Here is a 21940-nt window from a genome sequence, read left to right on the forward strand (position 1 = left end):
TAGGGAGGTTTTATGATAAAGGTAGATTTACATCTTCACTCTCAAGCTTCAAACAGGCCGGGTGGCTACATTTCTGAAAAACTAAAAATAGGCGAGAGCTACACCAAGCCCAAAAAGCTTTACGAGATCTTGTCAAACAGAGGAATGACGCTATTCACCATCACAGACCATGATACTATAGACGGATGTCTTGAGATAGCCCATCTTCCCGGTGTTTTCATATCAGAAGAAATAACCACATACTTTCCAGAGGATAGATGCAAAGTACACGTTATAGCCATTGATATAAATCAAAAGCATCACGACGATATACAGCATATAAGGGGCAACATATACGAACTTGTAGATTATCTTCAATTCAACAACATAACCCATATACTGGCTCATCCGCTTTACGATATGGATGGAAAGCTTAATAAAACTCATATAGAAAGGTTTTTACTTTTATTTGACAACTGGGAAATACTAAATGGCACAAGGTCAAAAACTTCTTCAATTATCACAAAAAAGATAGCAAAATCTTACACCAAAAAAGATTTGGAAGACCTTGCAAACAAATACGGCTTTTTTAAAAGAAAAAGAGATTTTATAGCTTTTACCGGTGGGTCTGATGACCATGGTGGGCTTGATCTTGGTTATGGATATACTATAGCAGAAGGCTCCAGCGTAGAAGATCTCAAGAAAGCCATAGAAAATGGAACTACGAAAGTAGATGGCTATCATGGAAATCCAAAAAGACTGACACACATGGTAATGAACATAGCAAAAGAAGGCATGAAAAAACGCTATAATCTTGGAAGCTTGGGGTTTTTACTGGATAGTTTATTTGAAAACAAAGACCTAACCCAAAAGTATTCTTTCTTAGATTCTATACTTGGCAAAAGCTCTGCAGTCACTTTCATAGAAAATGTTGTAAACTTCAAAGGTGTTATGACAGAAAATCAGCATGATAACATATTTCAATTTTTCTCAAACATATTACCCTATACGCTAAATCAAATAAAATCTATGAAATCCTTTGATTTTGATAAGCTAAGCGCTTACATAGGAAGAAGCGTTATATTTTTAGCTCCATATATAGCTTATCTATCTGTCTACAAACAAAGAGCCGATGAGAAAAACACATCCAAGAGATTTTACAAAGAGTTTTTCAATGAAGAACACATTGACGGCAAAGTAGCATATTTTACCGATACATTTTTTGATATAAACGGCGTAGCTAAAACCACTCAAAAGCTTCTTGATTTGGCCAAAGAAGAGGAGCTAAACATCAAGTTTATAATCTCAGACGAAAGATGTATTGAAGATAGTCATATTAAAAACTTTAAACCAATGATTTCTTTTGCTTTACCAGAGTATGAGAATATCACCATAAATATACCAAATCTTTTAGAGCTTTTAGATTATGTAGAATCAGAAAATTTTGACATCGTGTATGCTGCCACCCCAGGGGTTATAGGAATCTACGCTCTTATAATAGCCAAAATCCTTGGTATTCCTTTTGTATCTGCTTATCACACAGACTTTCCAGAATACACCTATAGATATACCTCTGAGCCTTATTTTAAATACGCTGCTGAAATGCTTATGAAAACCTTCTACGGTTTGTCAGACAGGGTATTGATCCCAAGTTTTTCTTACTATGAAAAGCTTAAAAACTACGGTATAAAAGAGGACAAGCTGGTAATTTTCAAACGAGGTGTAAACAAGGAAAAATTTAACCCCATCTTTAGAGATAAGGATTTTTGGAAAAACTTTGACCCCACTTACAGAGGAGAAAGAGTGATTGTCTATATAGGAAGAGTTGCAAAAGAAAAAGATTTAGACGTGTTTATAGAGGTTTTTGAGCTTTTAAAAGAAGAGAGAAACCTAAGGTTTGCCATAGTAGGGGATGGACCATATAAGTATGAACTTGAAAAAGTTTACAAAGATAGGATTATGTTTACGGGATTTTTGGAGGGGGAGGATTTATCAAAAGCCTATGCCAGCGCAGATATATTCTTGTTTCCAAGCACCACAGAAACCTTTGGAAACGTGGTTTTGGAAGCTATGGCCAGTGGCATCGTACCTTTAGTCCCAGATAAAGGTGGTGCAAAAGAACATATAAAACATGAAGAAAACGGCTTTATAATAAATCAAAACAATCCAATAGAGTATGCAAACCTCATAAAAAAACTCTTAGAGGATCATTTCTATTACAAAGAGATAAAACAAAGAGCTATAGATTATGCCCATAGCTTAGACGAGAGAGAGCTTTTGTTGGAGATGATAAACTTGTTATCTTTTAACAAAGTAAGGAGTATAGAGTTTTCAGAAGAAAGCGTTGCATGAAACTTTTAGATATAACGCATTTTTATTCAGATAAAAGCGGTGGTATAAAAACCTATATAAACAACAAGATAGAGTATTTTAAGGACAAAGATATTGAGCATGTTCTGATAGTACCTGGCAAAAAAGATAATATTAATTATATAAACCATAGCAAGATATATCAAATCAAATCCCCTTACATGTTGGTTTGGAAACAGTATAGGCTTCTTGTCAACCACCAAAAGATAGCAAACATTATCCAATACGAAAAGCCAGATATCGTAGAAATAGGATCGTTATTTTTACTACCATCTTTTATAAAAAAATTAAAAGAAAAGCTTAATTTTAGGATGATTGGTTTTTTTCATTCTAACTTGGAGAAAAGTCTATCAAACATTCTCAAACTAAACAAAGAAGATAGCGTAGTATCAAAGATGACCAGAAAATATATCTACAAAGCCTACAGCGATATGGATCTGATAATAGCTCCTTCTTTTTATGTAAAAGATTATCTAAATACTTTGGGCTTATACAACGTAGAGGTGGTTTATCATGGTATAGATGTTAGGTTTTTTGAAAACCAAGCACCAGACAAAGACCTTCAAAACGCTTTAAAAGGTAAAATAGCGCTTATATATGTGGGAAGGTTTTCCAAAGATAAAAACTTTTTAGAGCTTTTAGATATATTTAAAACAGTATATAGCTTAGATAACAGAATTCATCTAATTTTAGTAGGGGATGGACCAGACAAAAAGCATATAAATAAAATACTAGATAGGGGTTTTACGGTTTTTGATTATATAAAAGACAAAAAAACCCTGGCAGGGCTTTACAAGGCATCTGATATATTTGTCAGTGCTTCCAAATCCGATACCTTTGGCTATTCTATAATAGAAGCCCAGGCCTGTGGGCTTCCAGTGGTGGCTTACAAGGATGTATCGTTTCCAGAGATTGTTTATTATAAAAATTATCTTGCCTCTTCAAAAGAAGAGTTTATAAAAAATCTACTCATTTTATCAAAAACATACCAGTATCTTGATAAAAGCCAAATAAAAGGCTTTATAAAAGAGCGCTTTTCTTTGGAAAAGAATATGGAGGAGCTGTTTTTCATATACAAGTCCTTAAGTGGTTTGTACCAAAAGCGCTTCGCTTGACTCTTCTACCACAGGTTTTAGAAGTTTTTTGGACTCTTTTTTAAGCTCTGCCAACCTTTTTGATATCTCTTGGGAGCTCTTGTAGTTTAGAGTACTTGTGGCGGCCATAGAGATAGTCGCTATTGGAAATTCTTTTATGTTTCCTTCTCTATCTTTTGATACAAAATAACCTCTTTTTATGTCCTCTCCTTTGTAAAGTTCCTTCAAAGCCTCTTGGGCTTCTTGATAAAGCATTTCTAAAACTTGTTTTATATTCTTTACATTTTTGAAAATCACCACAAAATCATCTCCCCCTATATGCCCCACGAAAGCATCGTAGTTAAAGGCAAAGGTTTGGAGCGTTTGGGCTAATTTCTTAATCATCATATCCCCAGCCAAAAAGCCATATGCATCGTTAAAGGGCTTGAAGTTTGCTATATCTATATAAACCACATAGGCGTTTATTTTTTGCTCTATGGCATTTTCAATCTCTTTTTCTATAATCACATTACCTGGCAATCCCGTTAGAGGGTTTGTATAAAGGGTGATTTTGTAGAATGTATCAAAGAGCTTTTCCAATATCTTTGCTTTTGTCAAAACCCCTACAATCTCCTTGTTCTTAACTATCATGATCTCTAAGCCCTTTTCTATAGCTAAGTTGTAAGCGTGAAGTATGTTGTCTTGAATATCTATTTTCTCTGGGTGTACATAATGGCAATCAACGTGTTCAAAAAAGTAATCTATGGGTTTATAGTAAAATAGATTTTCACTGAAGGCATTTAGCATTCTCTTTATACAGTTCTCACTTATTGCAATATCAAAATCTTCCAAATATAACCATTTTAAATCGTTTTTCTTTATGATATCTATTAGCTCTTTTATCTCAGGTGCCCCTTTTATAACCCTTATAGGTTCAATGTCCTCTTTGGCTATGCTGTACCTATCTTTTACAGAGTTTAGTTTTTTCTTGATGATGATGTTCCTTAAAAGCATGATACCTTCTTTTGGTAGCTCTTTGGAGGGTGATGGTTTTGCCAACAAAAACCCTTGAGAGTAGTCTATACCAAGCTCTAAAACAACCTCTAAATCCTCTTTAGTTTCTATGCCTTCAGCTATGGTTCTTATGCCGTTTTTTATAGCCATATCCATGATGCCCCTTACTATCTGCCACTTTAGTTTTGACCGTGCTATACCATTTATAAGCTCTATAGGAAATTTTATATAGTCTGGCTCTATGTGGCTCAATATATTCAAAGAGTTATAACCTGTACCAAAATCATCAAAGGCTATACTAAAACCTACGGATTTGTAATATTTTATCGTCTCTTTTAACATATCTATATCGTCTATCTTTTCTGATTCGGTTAGCTCAAGTACTACATCTTGGGGTTTTAGATTGTTTTGAAGTACAACGTTTAAAGTAAAGCCTCTTTTAAAAAATCCACTGTTTGAAGAGTTTGGATTTATGTTTATAAAAAGCTTTAAACCTTTTTGCTGATACTGGGCTATAGCTTGTTCTCTACATATAGCATCAAGCTTATAGTCTATACCCATCTCTTTGGCTATGCTAAAAACTTCTTTTGGATATATGTAGCTATCTCCGTTTTTCACTCTAAGAAGAGCTTCGTAGGCATACACAAAACCATCTTTATTGGAAAAAATAGGCTGATAAAACATAATGACTTGCTTTTTAAATAAAAGCCTTAAAAGCTCCAAATTTTCTCTGACAAGCCTTGTGGGTTTTAGGCACAGAACCTTGTGCGCGCTGTTGATGTCTTCTAACATAAAATACTCATAGTCATCTGTTACATTTTCACTAAACTCTTCTATACTTTCAAACTCTTTTACACTTATTTGTGAAAAATCTTTGCTTACAAATACAGCCCTCATACACAATACCTCCTATAAACATCCTCTATGTATCTTTTTACGACTGTGTACTCGTGGATCTCAAGCACATGCTTAAAAAACGAGCAGGCATTTTCATCCAAAGTTAAGAGGGTGTTTATAGCAGATTGTATTACAAAGGGATTGTCTTCTTTTAATATAATGTCTCTTATAAAGGGTTTTGCCATACTCAAGTTTTTTGATTTTATTACATTTAGAGCGGTGATCCTATAATTTGCTATCGGATGGTTTAGGGCGATGATGAGCTTGGTCTCATAGGGGAGTTTGATGAAGTTTTCCAGATTGTAACCACAATGAGGACATGCAATATCATCTTGGTTTATAGTATTCCAGCACATAGGACAGAAAAACACAAAGTTTTTATCGGCACTGGTGGGTTTTGCATAAACGTTTACTGGTTTGTAGCTTTTAATAAAATTGACGATATCAATACAACCTTCTACAAACTCCAAAGAAAACACCGATAAGAAAAACGGCTCGTATATCTCAAGAGTTTCCACCATCTCATCGTTTATTATGCTAAACAATTTTTTGTCGTTTTTTACATAGATATGGAAGTATCCGCTTGGAAACAAACCTTGAGTTAAGAACTCTTTGAGGTTTACATCAAAATCAAGGCTTGTGATCTCATCCTCTTCTTTTACAAACAAAAGCTTATGTCTGGCAGCATAGATATCCACGAGTTCTTCGGGGATTTTGTAAAAGTTCATGGTGACCACCTTATCAGATATCTTGCTTATCAAAAAACTAACAGCAGGTTCTTTGTCAAGATCACCAAACTTTGCATTTACAACATCCCCATTTTTAAAATAAATATAGCCATCCACCTCTAAAAACTTGGATTTTACCTCCAAAAACCCCGTTAGTTCCATGCTTTTTATATCTTCTAAAACCTTTGCAAAATCTGCCCTCGTGTCTGTGGGAGATATCCATACTTTGTTTAGCTTTGGATGCAATATCTTTATATCCTCTGTCTTTCCAACGAGGGCTTTGTAGAAATTACAATCCACTTTATACACCTTTGCGTAGGCTGGTGTTTTTAGGCTTTTAGTATCGTAAAAAACATTGTTATCCACACTTACCAAAAAACAGTCAAAACTTGCGTTTATCATCTGTTCAAAAGCCAAAAACTCTTCTTCGTTTTCTATAGACACTTCTAAGCTTGGCTCTAAGAGCGTTAGGGCTTGTTCAATCTGCATAGGTGTATTTTTCTTGCAAGTTTTTTTCTAAAAACTCCAAAGCCTCTGGAGCCAATAGATGACCAAGTTTGTCCTTAAGGGTGGAAGGACTCACTATCTCTTCAAAAGTCCTTTGATATTTCCCGTCAAAGCCAAGTTTCATCGCTTGGAAGTAAAATAGCAGGTTGTATACTTTATTGTATGCTAACACGTGATAGTTACCGTTATCAAAAATAGAAAGCAACATTTCCTCACCTTCTTCCAACAAATGCTTAAGTTCATCAAACACTTTAACCATGGCACTGCACCTCCTTTGAATTTTAAATTAAAGCAATAAAGTTAATTTTTGGTTAAGATGGCTAAAATATTTTGTGATTGAGCCGATAAATATTGTTTGTGCTCTGCAAGATAAAAGTATAAAAATTTTCTAACAAATATTAATAAAAAACAAATATTAATAAAAAATTAACAGAATGAAAATAAAATGAAATTATTAAGGAGGTGGATTTATGAAGATTAGGTTAGCTTGTATTTTTAGTTTAGCAATGGTAAGCTTTGCATTCGCAGAGACACCGCTTCTAAATGTAGAAGTCAATGCACATAAGACCAAAGAAAACACCCCAAGCAAATTAGTAAAAACTAAAAAATATACAAAAGCCAAGGAAAAAGTGGAAAAACCATTGATAAATAAGCTTACGTCTTCTGGTGGTGGAAACGTTTTTCAAGCCCTTGAGCTTCTTCCTTCAGTAAACTTTCAAACTCAAGATCCTTACGGTTTATCTGGAGGACAGATAACTATAAGAGGTTTCAACAACAACCAAATAGGATTGACAATAGATGGCATGCCACTTATGGACTCCGGAAACTACGCTCTATATCCAAACGAATATATGGATTTGGAAAACTTAGAAGCTGAAACTATCACAAGAGGTGGTACTGGGAAAGCAAGCCCACTCTACTCAGATTTAGGTGGTAGAATAGCTTTAAGAACGATACCACCAAAAGATAAGCTTGGCTTAGAGTTAGAGCAAATATTTGGCTCTTATGCTTTTGAAAAATCTTTTGTAAGACTGGATAGCGGATTGTTGCCCCTTATGAACTCAAAGTTTTTTATATCATTTTCTCATGCTCAAGCTGATAAGTGGAAAGGCCCAGGTCAAAATCCTAAGTTTAGGGACCACGTAGCTTTTGGCTGGGTAGCAAATTTAAATAGACTACATATAGATTTTTACATGGACGAAAACGATCAGGTAAATTACTATTATAGAGGTCTTAGCTACCAACAAGCCCAAAACTTGAGTGCTTACAAAGATTTTGATTACAACGGTAGTCTCACTGGTAATCCAGCCATAGATCAATACTATTACAAATTTTTTCATAACCCATATCAAAACTATGAATTTAGAGGAGATATAAGCTTTGATGTAAGTAAAAACTTCTATGTCGATTTAAAGCCTTATTACTGGAGAGGTAGAGGGTCAGGAACTTCTGCATCTTACAATAGCAAGGGCAACTACATAAATTACGGTATTTCATACAATTATACAAAAAGACCTGGTTTTATAGCCCAAGCGGTTTTTCATAAAAATCCTTTCAAAGTAACCGCTGGTTTTTGGTATGAAAGGGCAGATTTAGAAAACTTTGAACCATACTTTAAGCTAAACAACTTCCAAAACGGCAATTACAACACAACTTTTAACTACTACGGATATATAGATAAAGTGTACACCACCACTCAAACACCCTATGCTATATTTGATCTAAAAGATTTTCATCGTTTTGATGTTGAACTAGGTTTAAAATACGCTCAAGTAAAAAGAGATTATAAAGAGTTTAATACCAATAACTTACCATATCTTCCAGACGATGATATATACAACTATCCTCTTAGTATAATCCCAAGCGAGTCTTATGTAAAAACTTATAGAAAATTTTTACCAAGTATCAACATAGGTTATAAGATAAATAGATACCTTTATCCATATTTCAACTATGCAAAAAACTTCCAAGTTCCAGAAAGTTATCAAGGTTCACCACCAGGAACCACTACACAAGAAATAATCAACAACTTATCACCAGAAGAAGCTGATTCTTACGATGCTGGTGTTAATATAACACTCGGCAAATTTTTAATAAAACCAGACATCTACTATGTAGATTACAAAAATAAGATCGTAGACTTTGCAGAGCCAAACAACCCAAATATTACATATCCCCAAAACGTAGGTAAAGTAAAAGCCTACGGCGGTGAACTGGAAGTCTTAGGTAATCTTATAAAAAACCTAACTTTAATAAGCTCTTTTTCTTACAATAGGGCAAAATTTGACAACGGATACTATTCTTCTTCTGGGACATTTCTAAACGTGGCTGGAAACCAGCTTCCAAATACACCTAAGTATATGGGAAAACTCGGCTTAGACTACAAGCTTTATGGATTTGATATATTCCCTTATCTAATATATGAAGGCCCAAGATACGGCGATTCAACAAATAAACAAGAAATCCCCTCATACGTAGTGGCAAATCTAAATGTATCAAGAGACTTTAATATATTTGGTAAAAAGTTTTACGGCTTTTTAAACGTATTAAACCTTACCAACAAAACATATATAGGTTATATAGGAACTGGTGATACTTCTGGTACTTACTATGTAGCGCCACCTATAACAGTATCTGCTGGTTTGAGGGCATACTTTTAAAGGCTTCTTTTTCATGCGGGCTTAAGGGAAGGGGAGGGAAGATAAAATACTAACAACAATTATACTTGACATAAAACTATTTTTATTTAAACTATTTTATATGCAAGCTATAAAAGAGCAAAATTTAAAAGAACAAGTATTTGAGTTTTTACAAACGCACAAAGATGAATTGTATGAGAAATTTGGAGTATCACATGCAGGGTTTTTTGGCTCTGTGGCAAAAGGAAAAGAGAAAGAAAACAGCGATATAGACATATATGTAGAGATTGAATACTCAAGGATAGATCTTGATGCTTATTTAGAATTAATTGAGTATCTTGAAAAGGCTTTTAAAAGAAAAGTAGATATAATAACCAGCAACCAGCTAAAGCACATGAGGAATCATTATAAGCAAAACATCATTAAAAATGAAATAATTCATGTTTTCTGAAAAAGATAGAGGCTATCTAATAGATATTTTGCAAACCTGTGAGCTTATAGTAAAACATACACAAAATATTTCTTTTGACGCTTTTATGAAAAACCAAGAAAAACAAGCAGCCATAATATATTGGATTAAATGTAATAAAATGGCTGGTATGAGAGACGTGTTGATTCACAACTATGCCGATGTAGATTATCATATAGTGTGGAAAGTAGCAACCGTTGACGTCCCTGATTTAATGGAGCAGATAAAGCAAGTTTTAAACGATGAGTTTAAACATTAAGCTCATTTTATACTTTAAACACAAGAAACTCCTTAACAGAAAATTAACCATTTCTTAATAATATTTTAACATTAATCAATTATAATCTGAAGGTAAGAAATTGAATAGGAGGAAAAACATGCTTACCAAAAAGTTAAAAACTATACTGCTTAGCTTAGCTGTTTTTAGCGGTGGAGTATCTTTTGCTCAATCTAATTCAGCTCCAGTTTATAACATAGGGCAGATCAACGTAGGAGCTCAACAAGCATCTTCTAAACAGAAGAAAATTGAAAAAAGATATCATAGAGCTACCTTAAAACTAAAAGATAAAACGATATTCAAATCTGCGCAAACTATAAAGGTTATAAAAAAAGACCAACTTAAAGTAGCTGGACCTACTGGTAGCGCTTCCCAAGTGTTATCTTACGCACCAGGTGTTACTATAAGTAGTTTTGGAGAAAATGGCTCTAGGAAATTTTCCATAGTTTTAAACGGCATAAGGCAAGGATGGGGCGGTTTTACTGGGGCCACGGGTATAGACAACGGATCTTTAGGAATCACTTTTGATGGTGTTCCACTAGTCAACCCTTCAACGGGCTTATGGCAATCAAATCAAATACCGCAATTAGATCTAATCCAAGGTATAAGGGTTATCTATGGGCCAGGTAATCCAGAATCTAGATGGTACAACGATTTAGGAGGACAGATACAGTTTATACCACTACAACCATCAAAGTATATGGGTGGTTTCTTTGATTTATCGTACGGAAGCTTTAACTCAAGGAATTTATTTGTAGCTTTTAACACTGGTGATATTAAAGGTTGGAGAACAGTTGTAGCAGCAGGCTGGGGAGCTGATAACAGCTATGTAACCTCTGTGGACGGATTTAGATATCCAGGTCACAACTACGCTTATTACATCAAAACTAAAAAAGTTTTTGCAGATGGAGACGGCGATTTTTCTATAGGTGCTTACGCAGCACAGTCTTACTACTGGAGAAACCCACCAATACCAGTATCTCCACAGCAAGGTCTTACAGCAGATGGAACACCAAACACACCTCTTTTAAGTCAAAGCACCACTGGTTTTTATAGTGCACCTGATTTTTCAGTGCTTCACAAGTTAGACCAAAACGGCTTAGATCTTGTATATTCAAAATTAAACCTAAATTTCGATAAAAATACAAAATTTCACAACATGATATGGTTTAGATATGGCTTTAGAAGACATAATCATTATACTGGTTATCCTCTTGGTTCTAATCCAGGAAATCTATATGAGTATAATAATCCATACGATAAAGTGTTTGGCGATAAACTATGGTTTGAACTAAACAACATATACCATAACAATATAGCTTTTGGTGGATACTATTTAGTAAGTAATTACAACTCAAGAAACGCTTTTTGGAATCCTTCGGTAGAACTAGCACCAGGTATTTATGGAAGTCCCACTGTACCAAATGCACATTATAGAAGTAACTATTGGAACCAAACAGATATAGCAAGCTTTGCAGAAGATACTATAAAATTTTACAAGTTTACATTTACTCCTGGTATAAGATGGGTAGATTTTATAACAGATTATAACAACGAAACCTGCACAGATTTTCCTTTAGCTTGCCAATTAAATCCTAATGGAAACCAAGCTCAATATCCTTCTACTCACACAAACTTTACTAAATTAGAGCCTTCTTTTGATGCAAATTATGAAATTATTGATGGTATATCAGTATATGGAAACTATGCCGAGACGTATAAAGTGCCAGAAAACGGAGGTGGTGGAGGCCCATATCAAGCTGTGCCAGCTTCAGAACTACATCTAGAAAAATCACAGGAATATCAAATAGGTTTTAAGGTGTTAAAACAAAACTTAAAGTATGCCAATAAAATATTTGCAGGTGTCAACTATTTTCATATGATATTTTCAAATTTATTTTATCCCATATACGACTCTAATGGTAATTATCTAGGAGACGGTGCTGGTACATCAGTTTACAAGGGTGTAAATCTATTTGCAGATTATTATCCTATAAAACACCTTTATCTATGGACAAACGCCACTTTTGAGGATGCCAAATTCCCAAATTACACATACACAAATGTTAATGGTAATATTACATCCGCTAATGATCTACCAGTTTCTTATGTACCAGATACTTTGTTTAATTTAGGTGTAAGCTATTCTTATCTTATAAATTATCTACACGGCATAATAACAAAGCCTTCTGTCTGGTTCCAATACGTAGGCTCTCAATCTATGTTTAACAACAACACCGGTCTTCCGGATACTCAGAAAATGCCAAGTTACAATACTTTGAATGCCTCTATATCTTTTGATATACTAAACACCGCAAGAAGCATTCCTTATTTTAAAGATATTCAGCTTACTCTAACGGCTTTAAACATAACAAACAAAAAGTACAATGAATTTGAATACATATCAAGCGGTTCATATTACAGCGTTAATGGAGGCTATGTACAAGCTTATCCAGGAGCTCCATTTACAGTTTATGGCTCTATAAAAGCAGATTTTTAAAGGCTTCTTTTTCATGCAAATATGAGGGATAAGAGGGATGGGATTTCTTAACAGAAAATTAACAATGAAAATGTATAATGTGGCAAAGGAGGTTTAGATGGACTTAGAGATGTTTCATAAAGCGGTATTTGTTATAATGTTTGTGATATTTGTAATTTCTAATTATGTGATAGTTTATAAGTTTATTCAAATAAGTAAAATAAAAAAAGAGATAAACAGATCTTCAGAAAAAGAAGCTTACAAACTTATAACTAAGTTAAAAGATAGTATGTGGATATTAGATTTTGGAATTACATCAGGACCTTTGTTAGGGCTTCTTGGTAGTATATTGGCCCTTATAGAATCTTTTGCAAATTTAGCAGAAAGGGGTATTTCTAATCCAGTAGTTATAAGCAAATCCATAGGTTTTGCTCTAGTGGCTACAGCTTTTGGTATATGTTTAGCTCTTTGGGATTTGGTGTTTTATAAGATGTTAAACGATATGATAAGAAATATAAAAGAAGAGGCTAAACTAATCTTTGCAGGAGGTAATTGACATGGCCAATCTTTGGGAAGAAGAACATCAAGAGAAAGAAGAAATACTTATAGTGCCAATGATAGATGTGATGTTGTTTTTGCTAACATTTTTTGTGCTTTTGACGATAAACTCTATTTCTTTAAATGGAAAGCAATTAAGTGTACCAGCATCTAAATACACTGATCCATTACCAAGAGTAGAAAACGTAAAAATTTATCTGACAAAAAATAATCTAGTTTACGTGGGTTCAAACAAGTATCCATACAGCTTAAATGATTTGACATCTTATTTTCAAAATATCAAGAAGCAGGTCAAAGATTCTAAAGACATAAATGTATATATAGTTCCAGATAAAGATGCAAATGTACAAACCTTAGTAAACGTAATGGATCACATTCAGCAGGCTGGTATCTCAAATATATCTGTTGTAAATAAGCAATCATGACTAGCATTTATTTTGAAGATAGAAAGTATAAAATAATATCATTTATATTAGCGATTGTATTTTCTTCTATAACCATGTTTCTAATAACGTTTCTTAAAATAGATATATATAAATACAAAATGCCTAAAGAAATAAAAATACATCTAGTAAACACAATTCTGTTAAACAAGGAAAAAAATGTAACAATAGAGCACAAAGCAGTTGAGAAAAAAATCGTAATGCCTAAAGAGAAAAAAATTATAAAACATAATATAGTGAAACATGTAGAAAAACCAAAACCTGTTGAAAAACCAATTGCTTCTAAAATACCACCCCCGGAACCGCAACCTTATCAAATAAAAAAACCTGTCAAACAGGACGTTGCCACACAATCTAACTATCAAAAAGTGAGTGAATCTAACGAAGAAACATCAGTAGCTTCTCAGTCTAAATCTACTCAGTCTTCATCTGAAAACGCCGGAGCTTCAACAAAACCTACAAAAGATCAGATAGCTTTATATCTTTCTAAGGTTTATGAAATAATAGAAGAACACAAGCATTATCCTTCCTTAGCAAAAGAAAGAGGAGATTCTGGTACGGTTTATATAAGAGTCAGTATATCAGCTAGTGGTAAAGTAAATTATGTTAGCTTATTAAACTCCAGCGGTAGTTTTATATTGGATGAATATACAAAAGAACTAATAAAACATTTACAATTTCCTGCCCCACCAAAAGGCCCTATAACGTTTGATTTAAAAGTACATTATAGACTCAACGAAGGAGATTAGGTATGAAAAAGTTTTTGCTTGCTATGAGCTTGTTTGCTGGTGTAGGATTTGCAAAGGATGTCGGAAATCATCTTACCCCCTGGGGATGGGATATAAAACCAGTAGGGAAATATGTCTATACCTACAACTTTCCTACAAACGTAGTAGTGTCTAAAAACCATATTTTTGTACTGACAAACGGCGCTACCTCTTATCAGACTATTACTATGTACAACAAAAATCTGCAAGAACTTTTTCAAGTAAAAGCCTGGAAAGACGAGGTAAATCCATCCAAAGATCCAAGGTATTTATTCTTACCCTATCAAAGTTTTTATCAAGGTATGTATTACAAAGACCACAAGCTTTATGTAGCAGGTGGATTTTCTGACAATGTCTTGGTGTTTGATGTTTATCCTAAAAGCCTTAAACTGGAGAAAAAAATATACCTTCATTACAAAAGGTTTCCTAAAAATCAATATCCATACATATATCAAGGTTTTAGATACGATTTGAGACACTTTTATCCTGACGCTGTTGTAAAAGGAGATAAATATATATACGCTACTGGGCTTTTATCAAATGCAATAGCAAGAATAGATGAAAACGATAAAATAAAATATTTAAACGTAGGTGCTTATCCATACGATATAGCACTATCTCCAAAATATATATTTGTTAGCCTTTGGGGAGACAATGCCATAGCTGTAATAGATAGAAATACATTTCAATTTATCAAAAAAATATACGTAGGTAAAAAGCTCGGCAAATCTAGTGAATCTGCCGGCGTTCATCCTACAAACCTATATTATAAAAACGATAAACTATATGTAAGCTTGGCAAATATCGGCAAAATAGCAATCATAGATACCAAAAACCTCAAGTTTTTGGGCTTTTTAAAAGATAAACTTTTTAAAGATCAAGAACCCGGTTCTTATCCAAACGCTTTGTTTGAAGAAGATAATAAGCTTTTTGTATCAAGCGCTGGCACAAACTCTATAAATATTTTTGATATTAAAAGCAAAAAACTAATAGGTGCCATACCAACAGGATGGTACCCAAGCGCTATGAAAGTAGGAGATAACAATATCTACGTTGTCTCAGCAAAAGGTCTTGGCTCTTTTCCAAACACAAAATATCAATGGATAGGTATTTTAATGCCTGGTATATTGCAAAAAATCTCTTTAGAAGACATAGATAAAAACATTAAAAACTATACAAAAGAGCTGTTTACATATGATAAGTTTGACGATATCAAAAAACAAGATAAACTAGTTAAATTTTTAAGAAAGCATATAAAGTATGTGGTTTTTATACTAAGAGAAAACAAAACCTTTGACGAGGATTTTGGTACTTACAAAAGAGCTGGCAAATGGGCAGACCCAAATTTAGCTTTATACACTAAAAAAGAGCTTCCAAATCTCTTTAATTTTGCAGATCACTACGTTTTGATGGCAAACTTTTATGCGGACGGCGAAGTAACAGCCCAAGGACACCAATGGACCACTGGGGCAAGTGTATCTGATTTTGTAGAAAGAACATGGCAAGAGTACTACTCTGGAAGAGGTTTAGCTGAAAATCCAGGCTGGACACAAGCCCTTACCTTTGGCTACGCTACTGGTTGGGGTGGTATGCCAAATGGTGTAGACAATCCTTTTGCTATATACGAAAATTTAGATAAGCTTGGAGAATGGTCAAATCCTTGGATATCTTACCCTTACAAGCTTTATCTATTTAACAATCTATTGGCTCATCATGTAAGTTTTGAAGATTTTGGAGAGTTTGTATCAAGAAATAGATGGGGTGATATACCAAAAGCTATGAAGCCACATATAGGCTACTCATTCCCCGGGTGGAACCGCTTTATCTTAGACACGTTTAGAGCTGACGCTGCAATAAAATGGTTTAAAACCCACAAGATGCCAAAATTTTCCTACATATGGCTTCCAGATGATCACACTGCTGGGCTTCATCCATGCTATTACACACCCCAGTATTACGTAGCTAACAACGACTATGCTACCGCAAAAATTATAGAATATCTATCTCATACGCCTTACTGGAAGCATATGGCTATATTTATCACCGAAGACGATGCCCAATCTGGAGCAGATCACATAGACGCTCATAGAACTTTTGCAGTGGTCTTAAGCCCATGGGTAAAATCAGGTTATATATCCACAAAACATTACTCTCAAATAAACATAGTAAAAACAATAGAAAAAGTGCTTGGAATACCACCTATGTCTATTTTTGACCAAACTACACCAGTTATATCTGGCATATGGACAGATAAACCAAACTTTAGTCCTATAAAAGCCGTAAAACCAGATGTAAAGGTGGCTTTCAATCCAGGATACTGTAACAACTACACATTGTTAAGACGAGAAGCTGGCGCTACAGGGCATTACGTAAACAAAAAATGGTTAGAAAAACATATGAAAAAGGATTCCAAAGATAGCTCTTATATTCCATCTTCTAAAAATCTATATACACCAACATCTTTGCTAAAAGTTTCCGGTTTTGAGCAGTTTAAACAATCAGCCATTGCTACCAAAGGTTATTCTGGTTATAAAAAGATGCTTGGTTATATAAAAACCCTTGCCAAAGAACAAAATAAAAGCGTTTGGGCTTTTATAAGTAACTGATATATATCATACTGAAAATTAAAAAAATTAACTGAATCTTAACAAAAGTTGGTTAAGATAAAAAATATGAAAAAGGTGCAGATAGTAAGTGCAAAAGAAGGCAGGATAAGGCTAAAAGTAAAAAAAGTCTATCACGGTGTGGTATACGACCTTTTGAGAAAAACGTTAAAAGACGAAAAGATTGTATCTAAACCTTTCACCGATAGCATAACAATAAGTTGTTATAAATGTGAAAGCATATTGCCCTTGATAAAAAAAGTGTTAAAAGAAAACGGCTTTAAAGTAGAGACAAAAGGTGATGAAATAAATTTACTATTTGCCTTCCAGTTAATGTTAAATGTAGGAGGGGGACTGGAGGGCATCGCTTTTAATGTAGCAAAAGACATTGTACTAGATAGGATGGGATTAGGAGCTATATCTTACTTGGTATGAAAATAGAGGATATTTCTTTTTCTCATAACAGAATAAGAATAAAAGGCGATGTGGTTTACAACGAAGCTTTTGTAAAAGTTTTAAAAGAGCTTTTCGGAAAAGAAAATGTGTTTGTAAATTACCGTACTAAAAGCTTAAAAATAGAATCTAAAGAGATATTGTATTATGATGAGTTTCAGGAATTCTTAGAAAAACAAGAGTTAAAACCACTAGGTGAAACAGTTTGCCTCACAGATTTACATCCTTTTATATCTAGGACTATAAAATCAGACGTTTTGAAGCTTATTTTATACACCGTTGATTTTGGTTTTAGAATAGGTACTATCAGGTTCATATGGGTAAATTGGTTGTTTAATAAGCTTGTGATAAAACTTTTATAGGAGGTATATATGTTTGAAAATCTTATCGGATGCTTCTCGAGAAGGTACTTTACCTGGGGACTTGGTACCGTGGCCGCTATATATGTACTTGGAAAGGCTTTAGAAGAGTTTAAGCCAGTTTTAGTAGGTGTTACGAAAGAAGGCATAAGCTTTGGGCAGTGGTTAAACGCTTCAATAGAAGCCAAAAAGGAAGTGGTGGAAGATATAGTCCATGAAGCAAAATCTGAACTCAAAAAAGAAATAGAGCTAAAGATTACGCTTCTTCAAAAACAACAAGAGCTTTTAGAAAAGCTAAAATCATCTTTATAAGGAGGAATAGACATGTGGTCAAAGTTAGGTGATATAGTCTGCAGCAAGTATACATCTTTTGGACTTGGGATGTTTGCTGGAGTATTCGGCTTTTATATGATACATAAAATATCAGAACATCAGGAGCTTATGAGAGTTCAAGAAGAGATAAACGAGCTTATGAATAGGTTAAACCAAAAAACATTGCAATCTCCAGAACAGCAATCATGAAAACACTTGTTGTAAAACATAAGACCTACGGTAGAATAAGGGTAAATTCTTTTTATCTAAAATACCTTGATGTATCCAAGGAAACTATAGAAGAGTTTATAAAATCCCAAGAGGGTATCATAGATGCCAAGTTAAATAAAACTACTGGTAGTCTATCGATATCTTACGATCCAAACAAAATATATATAGAAGAATTTTTAGAGCTTATAAACAACACGCCTATTGACATTATACTTGGTATATTAAAATCTTACAAAACAAAACCAAAACCAAAAGAAGAAAACCCGTCTAAACTTAGAATGGTATTGGGAGCGGTAGGAGGGTTGCTTTCTTTGGCACCTATTTTTCCAAATCCATTTGTTAAAGCCATTACCATATTTGGTTCAATACCTTCTTTTAAAAGCGCGATAACAAATCTTTTACAGGGTAGGCTTTCATATCAGCTTTTAGACTCTCTAGCCCTTGGCATAACCATACAAAGAAATATGCTTTTATCATCCAACATAATGAATCTCTTCATAGGATTAGGAGATTACCTTGAGGATAAATTAAATCAAAAAGCTAGAGCTTCTATAGAAGATTTACTAAATGTAGATGGTGAGACCGCTTACATAGAAAAAGACGGCACAAAGATAGAAGTGCCTATAGAAGAGATATCTATAGGAGATATAGTAGTTGTCTACGCTGGTGGTAGAATACCAGTAGACGGCATAGTTCACGAAGGCAAAGCGGTTGTAAACGAATCAGTGCTAACCGGAGAGGATAAACCTGTGTTAAAAGAGGTTGGTGCTAAAGTATATGCCGGCACAAACGTTGTAGACGGAAAAATCTATATAAGAGTGGAGCAAAAAGGCGCTGATACCATCATCTCAAAAATCGCCCACATGGTAGAGTCATATATGGATCAAAAACCAGCAATCTACGATAGGTTTAACAAACTAGCCGATGCCACGGTACTACCTATATTGAGTATAGGCTTAGCAAACCAACTCATAACAAGAAACTTAGCCAAGACTTCTAGCATCTTAACAATAGACTACAATACAAACTTAAGAGTTTCCATACCAATAGCCATAGCTTCTTCTATATCAAAAGCCTCAAACCATGGAGTTCTAATAAAAGGCGGTAGGTCTTTAGAAGCTCTATCCAATATAAACTGTATAGTTATCGATAAAACCGGCACCATCACCAAAGGAGAGCCTATTATTACAGATATAGTACCGTTGGGAGAAGAATTATCCCAAGAAGAGCTTTTAAAAATAGCCGCTTCCTTAGAGCAAAGGTTAAAACACCCCATAGCTGATGCTATAGTAAACTTAGCCAAACAAAAAAACCTTGAACTTTACGAAAGAGAAGATTCTGATTACGATATAGGATTAGGTATTTCTGCAAAATTAAACAACGAAGAGTATAAACTTGGTTCTTCGAGATATATGGTTAATCATAAGATATCTATATCAAAACATGTAAAAGACTTGGTAAAAGAAAAACACGATGAAGGTAAAACAGTGTTGTATCTTTCTAAAGGCAAAAAAATACTTGGTTTGATAGCTTTTAAAGATACTATAAGAGAAGAAGCAAAAGAGATTATAAAAAAACTTACCAATATGAACATAAAAATCGTTATGCTAACCGGAGACAACGAAGAAGTAGCTCAAACTATAGCCAAAGAAGTAGGCATAAAAGAGTTTAGGGCAAGAGTGTCTCCAGAAGAAAAAGCTAAGTATGTAGAACAACTTAAAAAAGAAGGCTATAAAGTGGCTATGGTGGGAGATGGGATAAACGACTCTGTGGCATTGTCAGCAGCAGACATAGGGATAGCTATGGGCGATGGCTCTCAAGTGGCTATAGATGTAGCTGATGTGGTGCTTGTAAAAGAAGATTTAAACTTAATATATAAAGCGATAAAACTATCAAAAGATACCATGAAAGTGGTGAACAACAACATAAAGTTTAATTTTACTGTAAATACGCTTGGAATGGCTATAAGTATATTGGGTTCTGGCAATCCTGCATTTTCGGTAATAATAAACAACGGCTCTACCATACTATCCGCTTTATACTCTATTACGCCGGATATAAAAAATGAATGAGAAAAATCTTGGGAGAGGGCTTTATTTTGTCTTTACTATAACGTTTTTAGATTTTCTTTTAGAAGTTTATTATGGCTATGCTTTCAACAGCTTAGCTTTGTTGTCTGATGCAGTTTATATGTTTATGGATCTATCGGGGCAGGCTTTGGCGATTTTTGCTATGTATTTATCCAAAAAGCCTCCAAACCCCAAAAGAACCTTTGGATACTACAGGGTTGAGATACTATCGGCTTTATTTAACGGCATAACTGCGGGATTTTTCCTAATAATGATATTTCTACACGCGTTCAAAAGGCTTTTGCATCCTGAATATGTAAACGCTGGAGGTGTCTTCTGGATATCTATTTTGGGTCTTATAGTAAATATAATTGGTATAGTGATACTTTATATTGGCTCAAGACACAGTCTTAATATAGCAGGGGCTTTTTTAAGGGTATTGATGGACGGGCTTAGTTCTGTGGGTGTTATAGCGTCGTCTGTTTTAATAGAGCTTACTGGAAACTACATATTTGACCCGATAATGAGTATATTGGTGGGCCTTAGTGTTATATATCCTATTTACAAAGTTTTGTCAAAATCTATAGATATTTTAATGGAATCTTCCCCAGAGTACGTAAACTTAGAAGAGTTAGAAAGCTTTATAAGAAAGCATTTCCCAGAGATAATGATAAAATCTATACACGTCTGGAGTCTTGTGCCCAGTAAAAATATAATGTATGCTAGATTAAGGGAACAAGATTTGGAAGCTTTAGAAAATACACCTTTAAAAGAGATAAGAGAGAAGATAAGGACTATGAAAAAAGAGCTAAAAGAAAAGTTTGGTTTTGAGAGAGTGGTGATAGAGCTTTACTAAAGGCACCAAAGGAGGTTGGTATGATAGGGACACTGTCGCAAAAAACCTATGGTTTTCGTTTAAAAGCTTTCAAACCAAAAATTAACTTTAGATTTGAAGTAGGAAGTTTTACTGTAAAGACTGCCCAAAACTCTAAAGAGTTAAGAAAAGCCCTTGAGTTAAGACATAGAGTATTTTATCAAGAGCTTCTAAACAAAAGCAAACTCTTTAGAATAGATATAGACAAATTTGACTTTATAGCAGATCACATTATCATAATAGACAACAAAACCCAAGACGTTGTAGGTACTTATAGGATTATATCCTCTAGTTTTAGCAACAAGTTTTATTCGGAAACCGAATTTGACATATCTAGTTTAAAGCTTTTAAAAGCTACAAAAATAGAAATTGGAAGAGCAAGCGTACATAAAGACTATAGAAGCGGTGCCATCATAGCCCTTCTTTGGAAAGGCATAGCTTACTACGCTAAATTAGTGGATGCTAAATATGTATTTGGGTGTTCAAGTGTCCAAACAGAAAATATATTTGAGATAGTGTTTGCCTACAAATATTTAAAACAGTTTGAAAACAAAATGGTGTTTCCGTTGCCGGATTTTCGCATAAAAAACTTTGAAAACTATGTAAAGACCGTTGATAACATAAACATTGATGTAAAGGATCTTAAGGTTTTTGTACCTTCTCTTATTCAAAGCTATTTAAAAGCTGGTGCTGTTATATGCGGTGAACCTGCTTTTGATAGGCATTTTAAGTGTGCTGATTTTATCACTCTCCTTGATGCTGACAATCTCAATATTTCTTTCAACAGAAGATTCAAATCATAGATTAAAAAACAAAAATAGCTTTAAACTATGTCTTTT

At 34.1% G+C, this 21940-nt stretch carries 20 protein-coding genes; 17 read left to right on the plus strand and 3 right to left on the minus strand.

Features of this window, described 5'->3' with window-relative positions; all coding sequences use genetic code 11:
- The first annotated feature begins 12 nt into the window (after positions 1-12).
- Positions 13-2331 (plus strand): glycosyltransferase, encoded by a 2319-nt coding sequence (locus HY04AAS1_RS03505; RefSeq protein ID WP_012513740.1) that lies wholly within the window; start codon positions 13-15, stop codon positions 2329-2331.
- On the plus strand, positions 2328-3464 hold the full coding sequence (locus tag HY04AAS1_RS03510; protein WP_012513741.1) for a glycosyltransferase: 1137 nt from the start codon (positions 2328-2330) through the stop codon (positions 3462-3464). The genes HY04AAS1_RS03505 and HY04AAS1_RS03510 overlap by 4 nt, the downstream gene beginning before the upstream one ends.
- On the opposite strand, the gene HY04AAS1_RS03515 is transcribed toward HY04AAS1_RS03510, so the two are convergent.
- The 3 genes from HY04AAS1_RS03515 to HY04AAS1_RS03525 are packed head-to-tail and all read right to left on the minus strand — an operon-like array spanning position 3432 to position 6827.
- Positions 3432-5333, minus strand: a complete 1902-nt coding sequence (locus HY04AAS1_RS03515; protein WP_012513742.1) for a GGDEF domain-containing protein — start codon at positions 5331-5333, stop codon at positions 3432-3434. The two genes, HY04AAS1_RS03510 and HY04AAS1_RS03515, sit on opposite strands and share 33 nt — an antisense overlap.
- Entirely contained in the window at positions 5330-6550 is a 1221-nt protein-coding gene (locus tag HY04AAS1_RS03520) for a DUF4388 domain-containing protein (RefSeq protein WP_012513743.1), read from the minus strand. The genes HY04AAS1_RS03515 and HY04AAS1_RS03520 overlap by 4 nt, the downstream gene beginning before the upstream one ends.
- Positions 6540-6827 carry a hypothetical protein gene (locus HY04AAS1_RS03525; RefSeq protein ID WP_012513744.1) on the minus strand — a complete coding sequence of 96 codons (288 nt, stop codon included), beginning with the start codon at positions 6825-6827 and terminating at the stop codon, positions 6540-6542. The genes HY04AAS1_RS03520 and HY04AAS1_RS03525 overlap by 11 nt, the downstream gene beginning before the upstream one ends.
- Before the next feature lie 211 nt (positions 6828-7038).
- On the opposite strand from HY04AAS1_RS03525, the gene HY04AAS1_RS03530 reads away from it, so the two are divergent.
- The 15 genes from HY04AAS1_RS03530 (at position 7039) to HY04AAS1_RS03600 (ending at position 21904) form a co-directional block, all read left to right on the plus strand.
- A complete protein-coding gene (locus HY04AAS1_RS03530; RefSeq protein ID WP_012513745.1) occupies positions 7039-9228 on the plus strand; it encodes a TonB-dependent receptor in 2190 nt (729 codons plus the stop codon).
- 100 nt (positions 9229-9328) lie between these two features.
- Positions 9329-9658, plus strand: a complete 330-nt coding sequence (locus HY04AAS1_RS03535) for a nucleotidyltransferase domain-containing protein (protein ID WP_012513746.1) — start codon at positions 9329-9331, stop codon at positions 9656-9658.
- Positions 9648-9935 (plus strand): HepT-like ribonuclease domain-containing protein, encoded by a 288-nt coding sequence (locus HY04AAS1_RS03540; RefSeq protein WP_012513747.1) that lies wholly within the window; start codon positions 9648-9650, stop codon positions 9933-9935. Before HY04AAS1_RS03535 ends, HY04AAS1_RS03540 begins: the two co-directional genes overlap by 11 nt.
- Positions 9936-10053: 118 nt before the next feature.
- Positions 10054-12453 carry a TonB-dependent receptor gene (locus tag HY04AAS1_RS03545; protein WP_012513748.1) on the plus strand — a complete coding sequence of 800 codons (2400 nt, stop codon included), beginning with the start codon at positions 10054-10056 and terminating at the stop codon, positions 12451-12453.
- A gap of 97 nt (positions 12454-12550) precedes the next feature.
- Positions 12551-12988 (plus strand): MotA/TolQ/ExbB proton channel family protein, encoded by a 438-nt coding sequence (locus tag HY04AAS1_RS03550; RefSeq protein WP_012513749.1) that lies wholly within the window; start codon positions 12551-12553, stop codon positions 12986-12988.
- A gap of 1 nt (position 12989) precedes the next feature.
- Complete coding sequence (locus HY04AAS1_RS03555) at positions 12990-13415, plus strand: biopolymer transporter ExbD (protein ID WP_012513750.1); 426 nt, start codon at positions 12990-12992, stop codon at positions 13413-13415.
- Positions 13412-14182 (plus strand): energy transducer TonB, encoded by a 771-nt coding sequence (locus HY04AAS1_RS03560; RefSeq protein WP_012513751.1) that lies wholly within the window; start codon positions 13412-13414, stop codon positions 14180-14182. The genes HY04AAS1_RS03555 and HY04AAS1_RS03560 overlap by 4 nt, the downstream gene beginning before the upstream one ends.
- A 2-nt stretch (positions 14183-14184) precedes the next feature.
- Positions 14185-16806, plus strand: coding sequence for an alkaline phosphatase family protein (locus HY04AAS1_RS03565; RefSeq protein ID WP_012513752.1), 2622 nt, complete (start codon positions 14185-14187; stop codon positions 16804-16806).
- Between the two features lie 66 nt (positions 16807-16872).
- Entirely contained in the window at positions 16873-17238 is a 366-nt protein-coding gene (locus HY04AAS1_RS03570; protein WP_012513753.1) for a hypothetical protein, read from the plus strand.
- Complete coding sequence (locus tag HY04AAS1_RS03575) at positions 17235-17618, plus strand: hypothetical protein (protein ID WP_012513754.1); 384 nt, start codon at positions 17235-17237, stop codon at positions 17616-17618. The genes HY04AAS1_RS03570 and HY04AAS1_RS03575 overlap by 4 nt, the downstream gene beginning before the upstream one ends.
- A gap of 9 nt (positions 17619-17627) precedes the next feature.
- Positions 17628-17927, plus strand: coding sequence for a hypothetical protein (locus HY04AAS1_RS03580; protein ID WP_012513755.1), 300 nt, complete (start codon positions 17628-17630; stop codon positions 17925-17927).
- Between the two features lie 12 nt (positions 17928-17939).
- A complete protein-coding gene (locus tag HY04AAS1_RS03585; RefSeq protein WP_012513756.1) occupies positions 17940-18137 on the plus strand; it encodes a hypothetical protein in 198 nt (65 codons plus the stop codon).
- Positions 18134-20230 carry a cation-translocating P-type ATPase gene (locus HY04AAS1_RS03590; protein WP_012513757.1) on the plus strand — a complete coding sequence of 699 codons (2097 nt, stop codon included), beginning with the start codon at positions 18134-18136 and terminating at the stop codon, positions 20228-20230. The genes HY04AAS1_RS03585 and HY04AAS1_RS03590 overlap by 4 nt, the downstream gene beginning before the upstream one ends.
- Entirely contained in the window at positions 20223-21083 is an 861-nt protein-coding gene (locus HY04AAS1_RS03595; RefSeq protein WP_012513758.1) for a cation diffusion facilitator family transporter, read from the plus strand. Before HY04AAS1_RS03590 ends, HY04AAS1_RS03595 begins: the two co-directional genes overlap by 8 nt.
- A gap of 20 nt (positions 21084-21103) precedes the next feature.
- Positions 21104-21904, plus strand: a complete 801-nt coding sequence (locus tag HY04AAS1_RS03600) for a GNAT family N-acetyltransferase (protein ID WP_012513759.1) — start codon at positions 21104-21106, stop codon at positions 21902-21904.
- Positions 21905-21940: the final 36 nt, after the last annotated feature.

The sequence above is a fragment of the Hydrogenobaculum sp. Y04AAS1 genome (assembly GCF_000020785.1).
GTDB lineage: Bacteria > Aquificota > Aquificia > Aquificales > Aquificaceae > Hydrogenobaculum.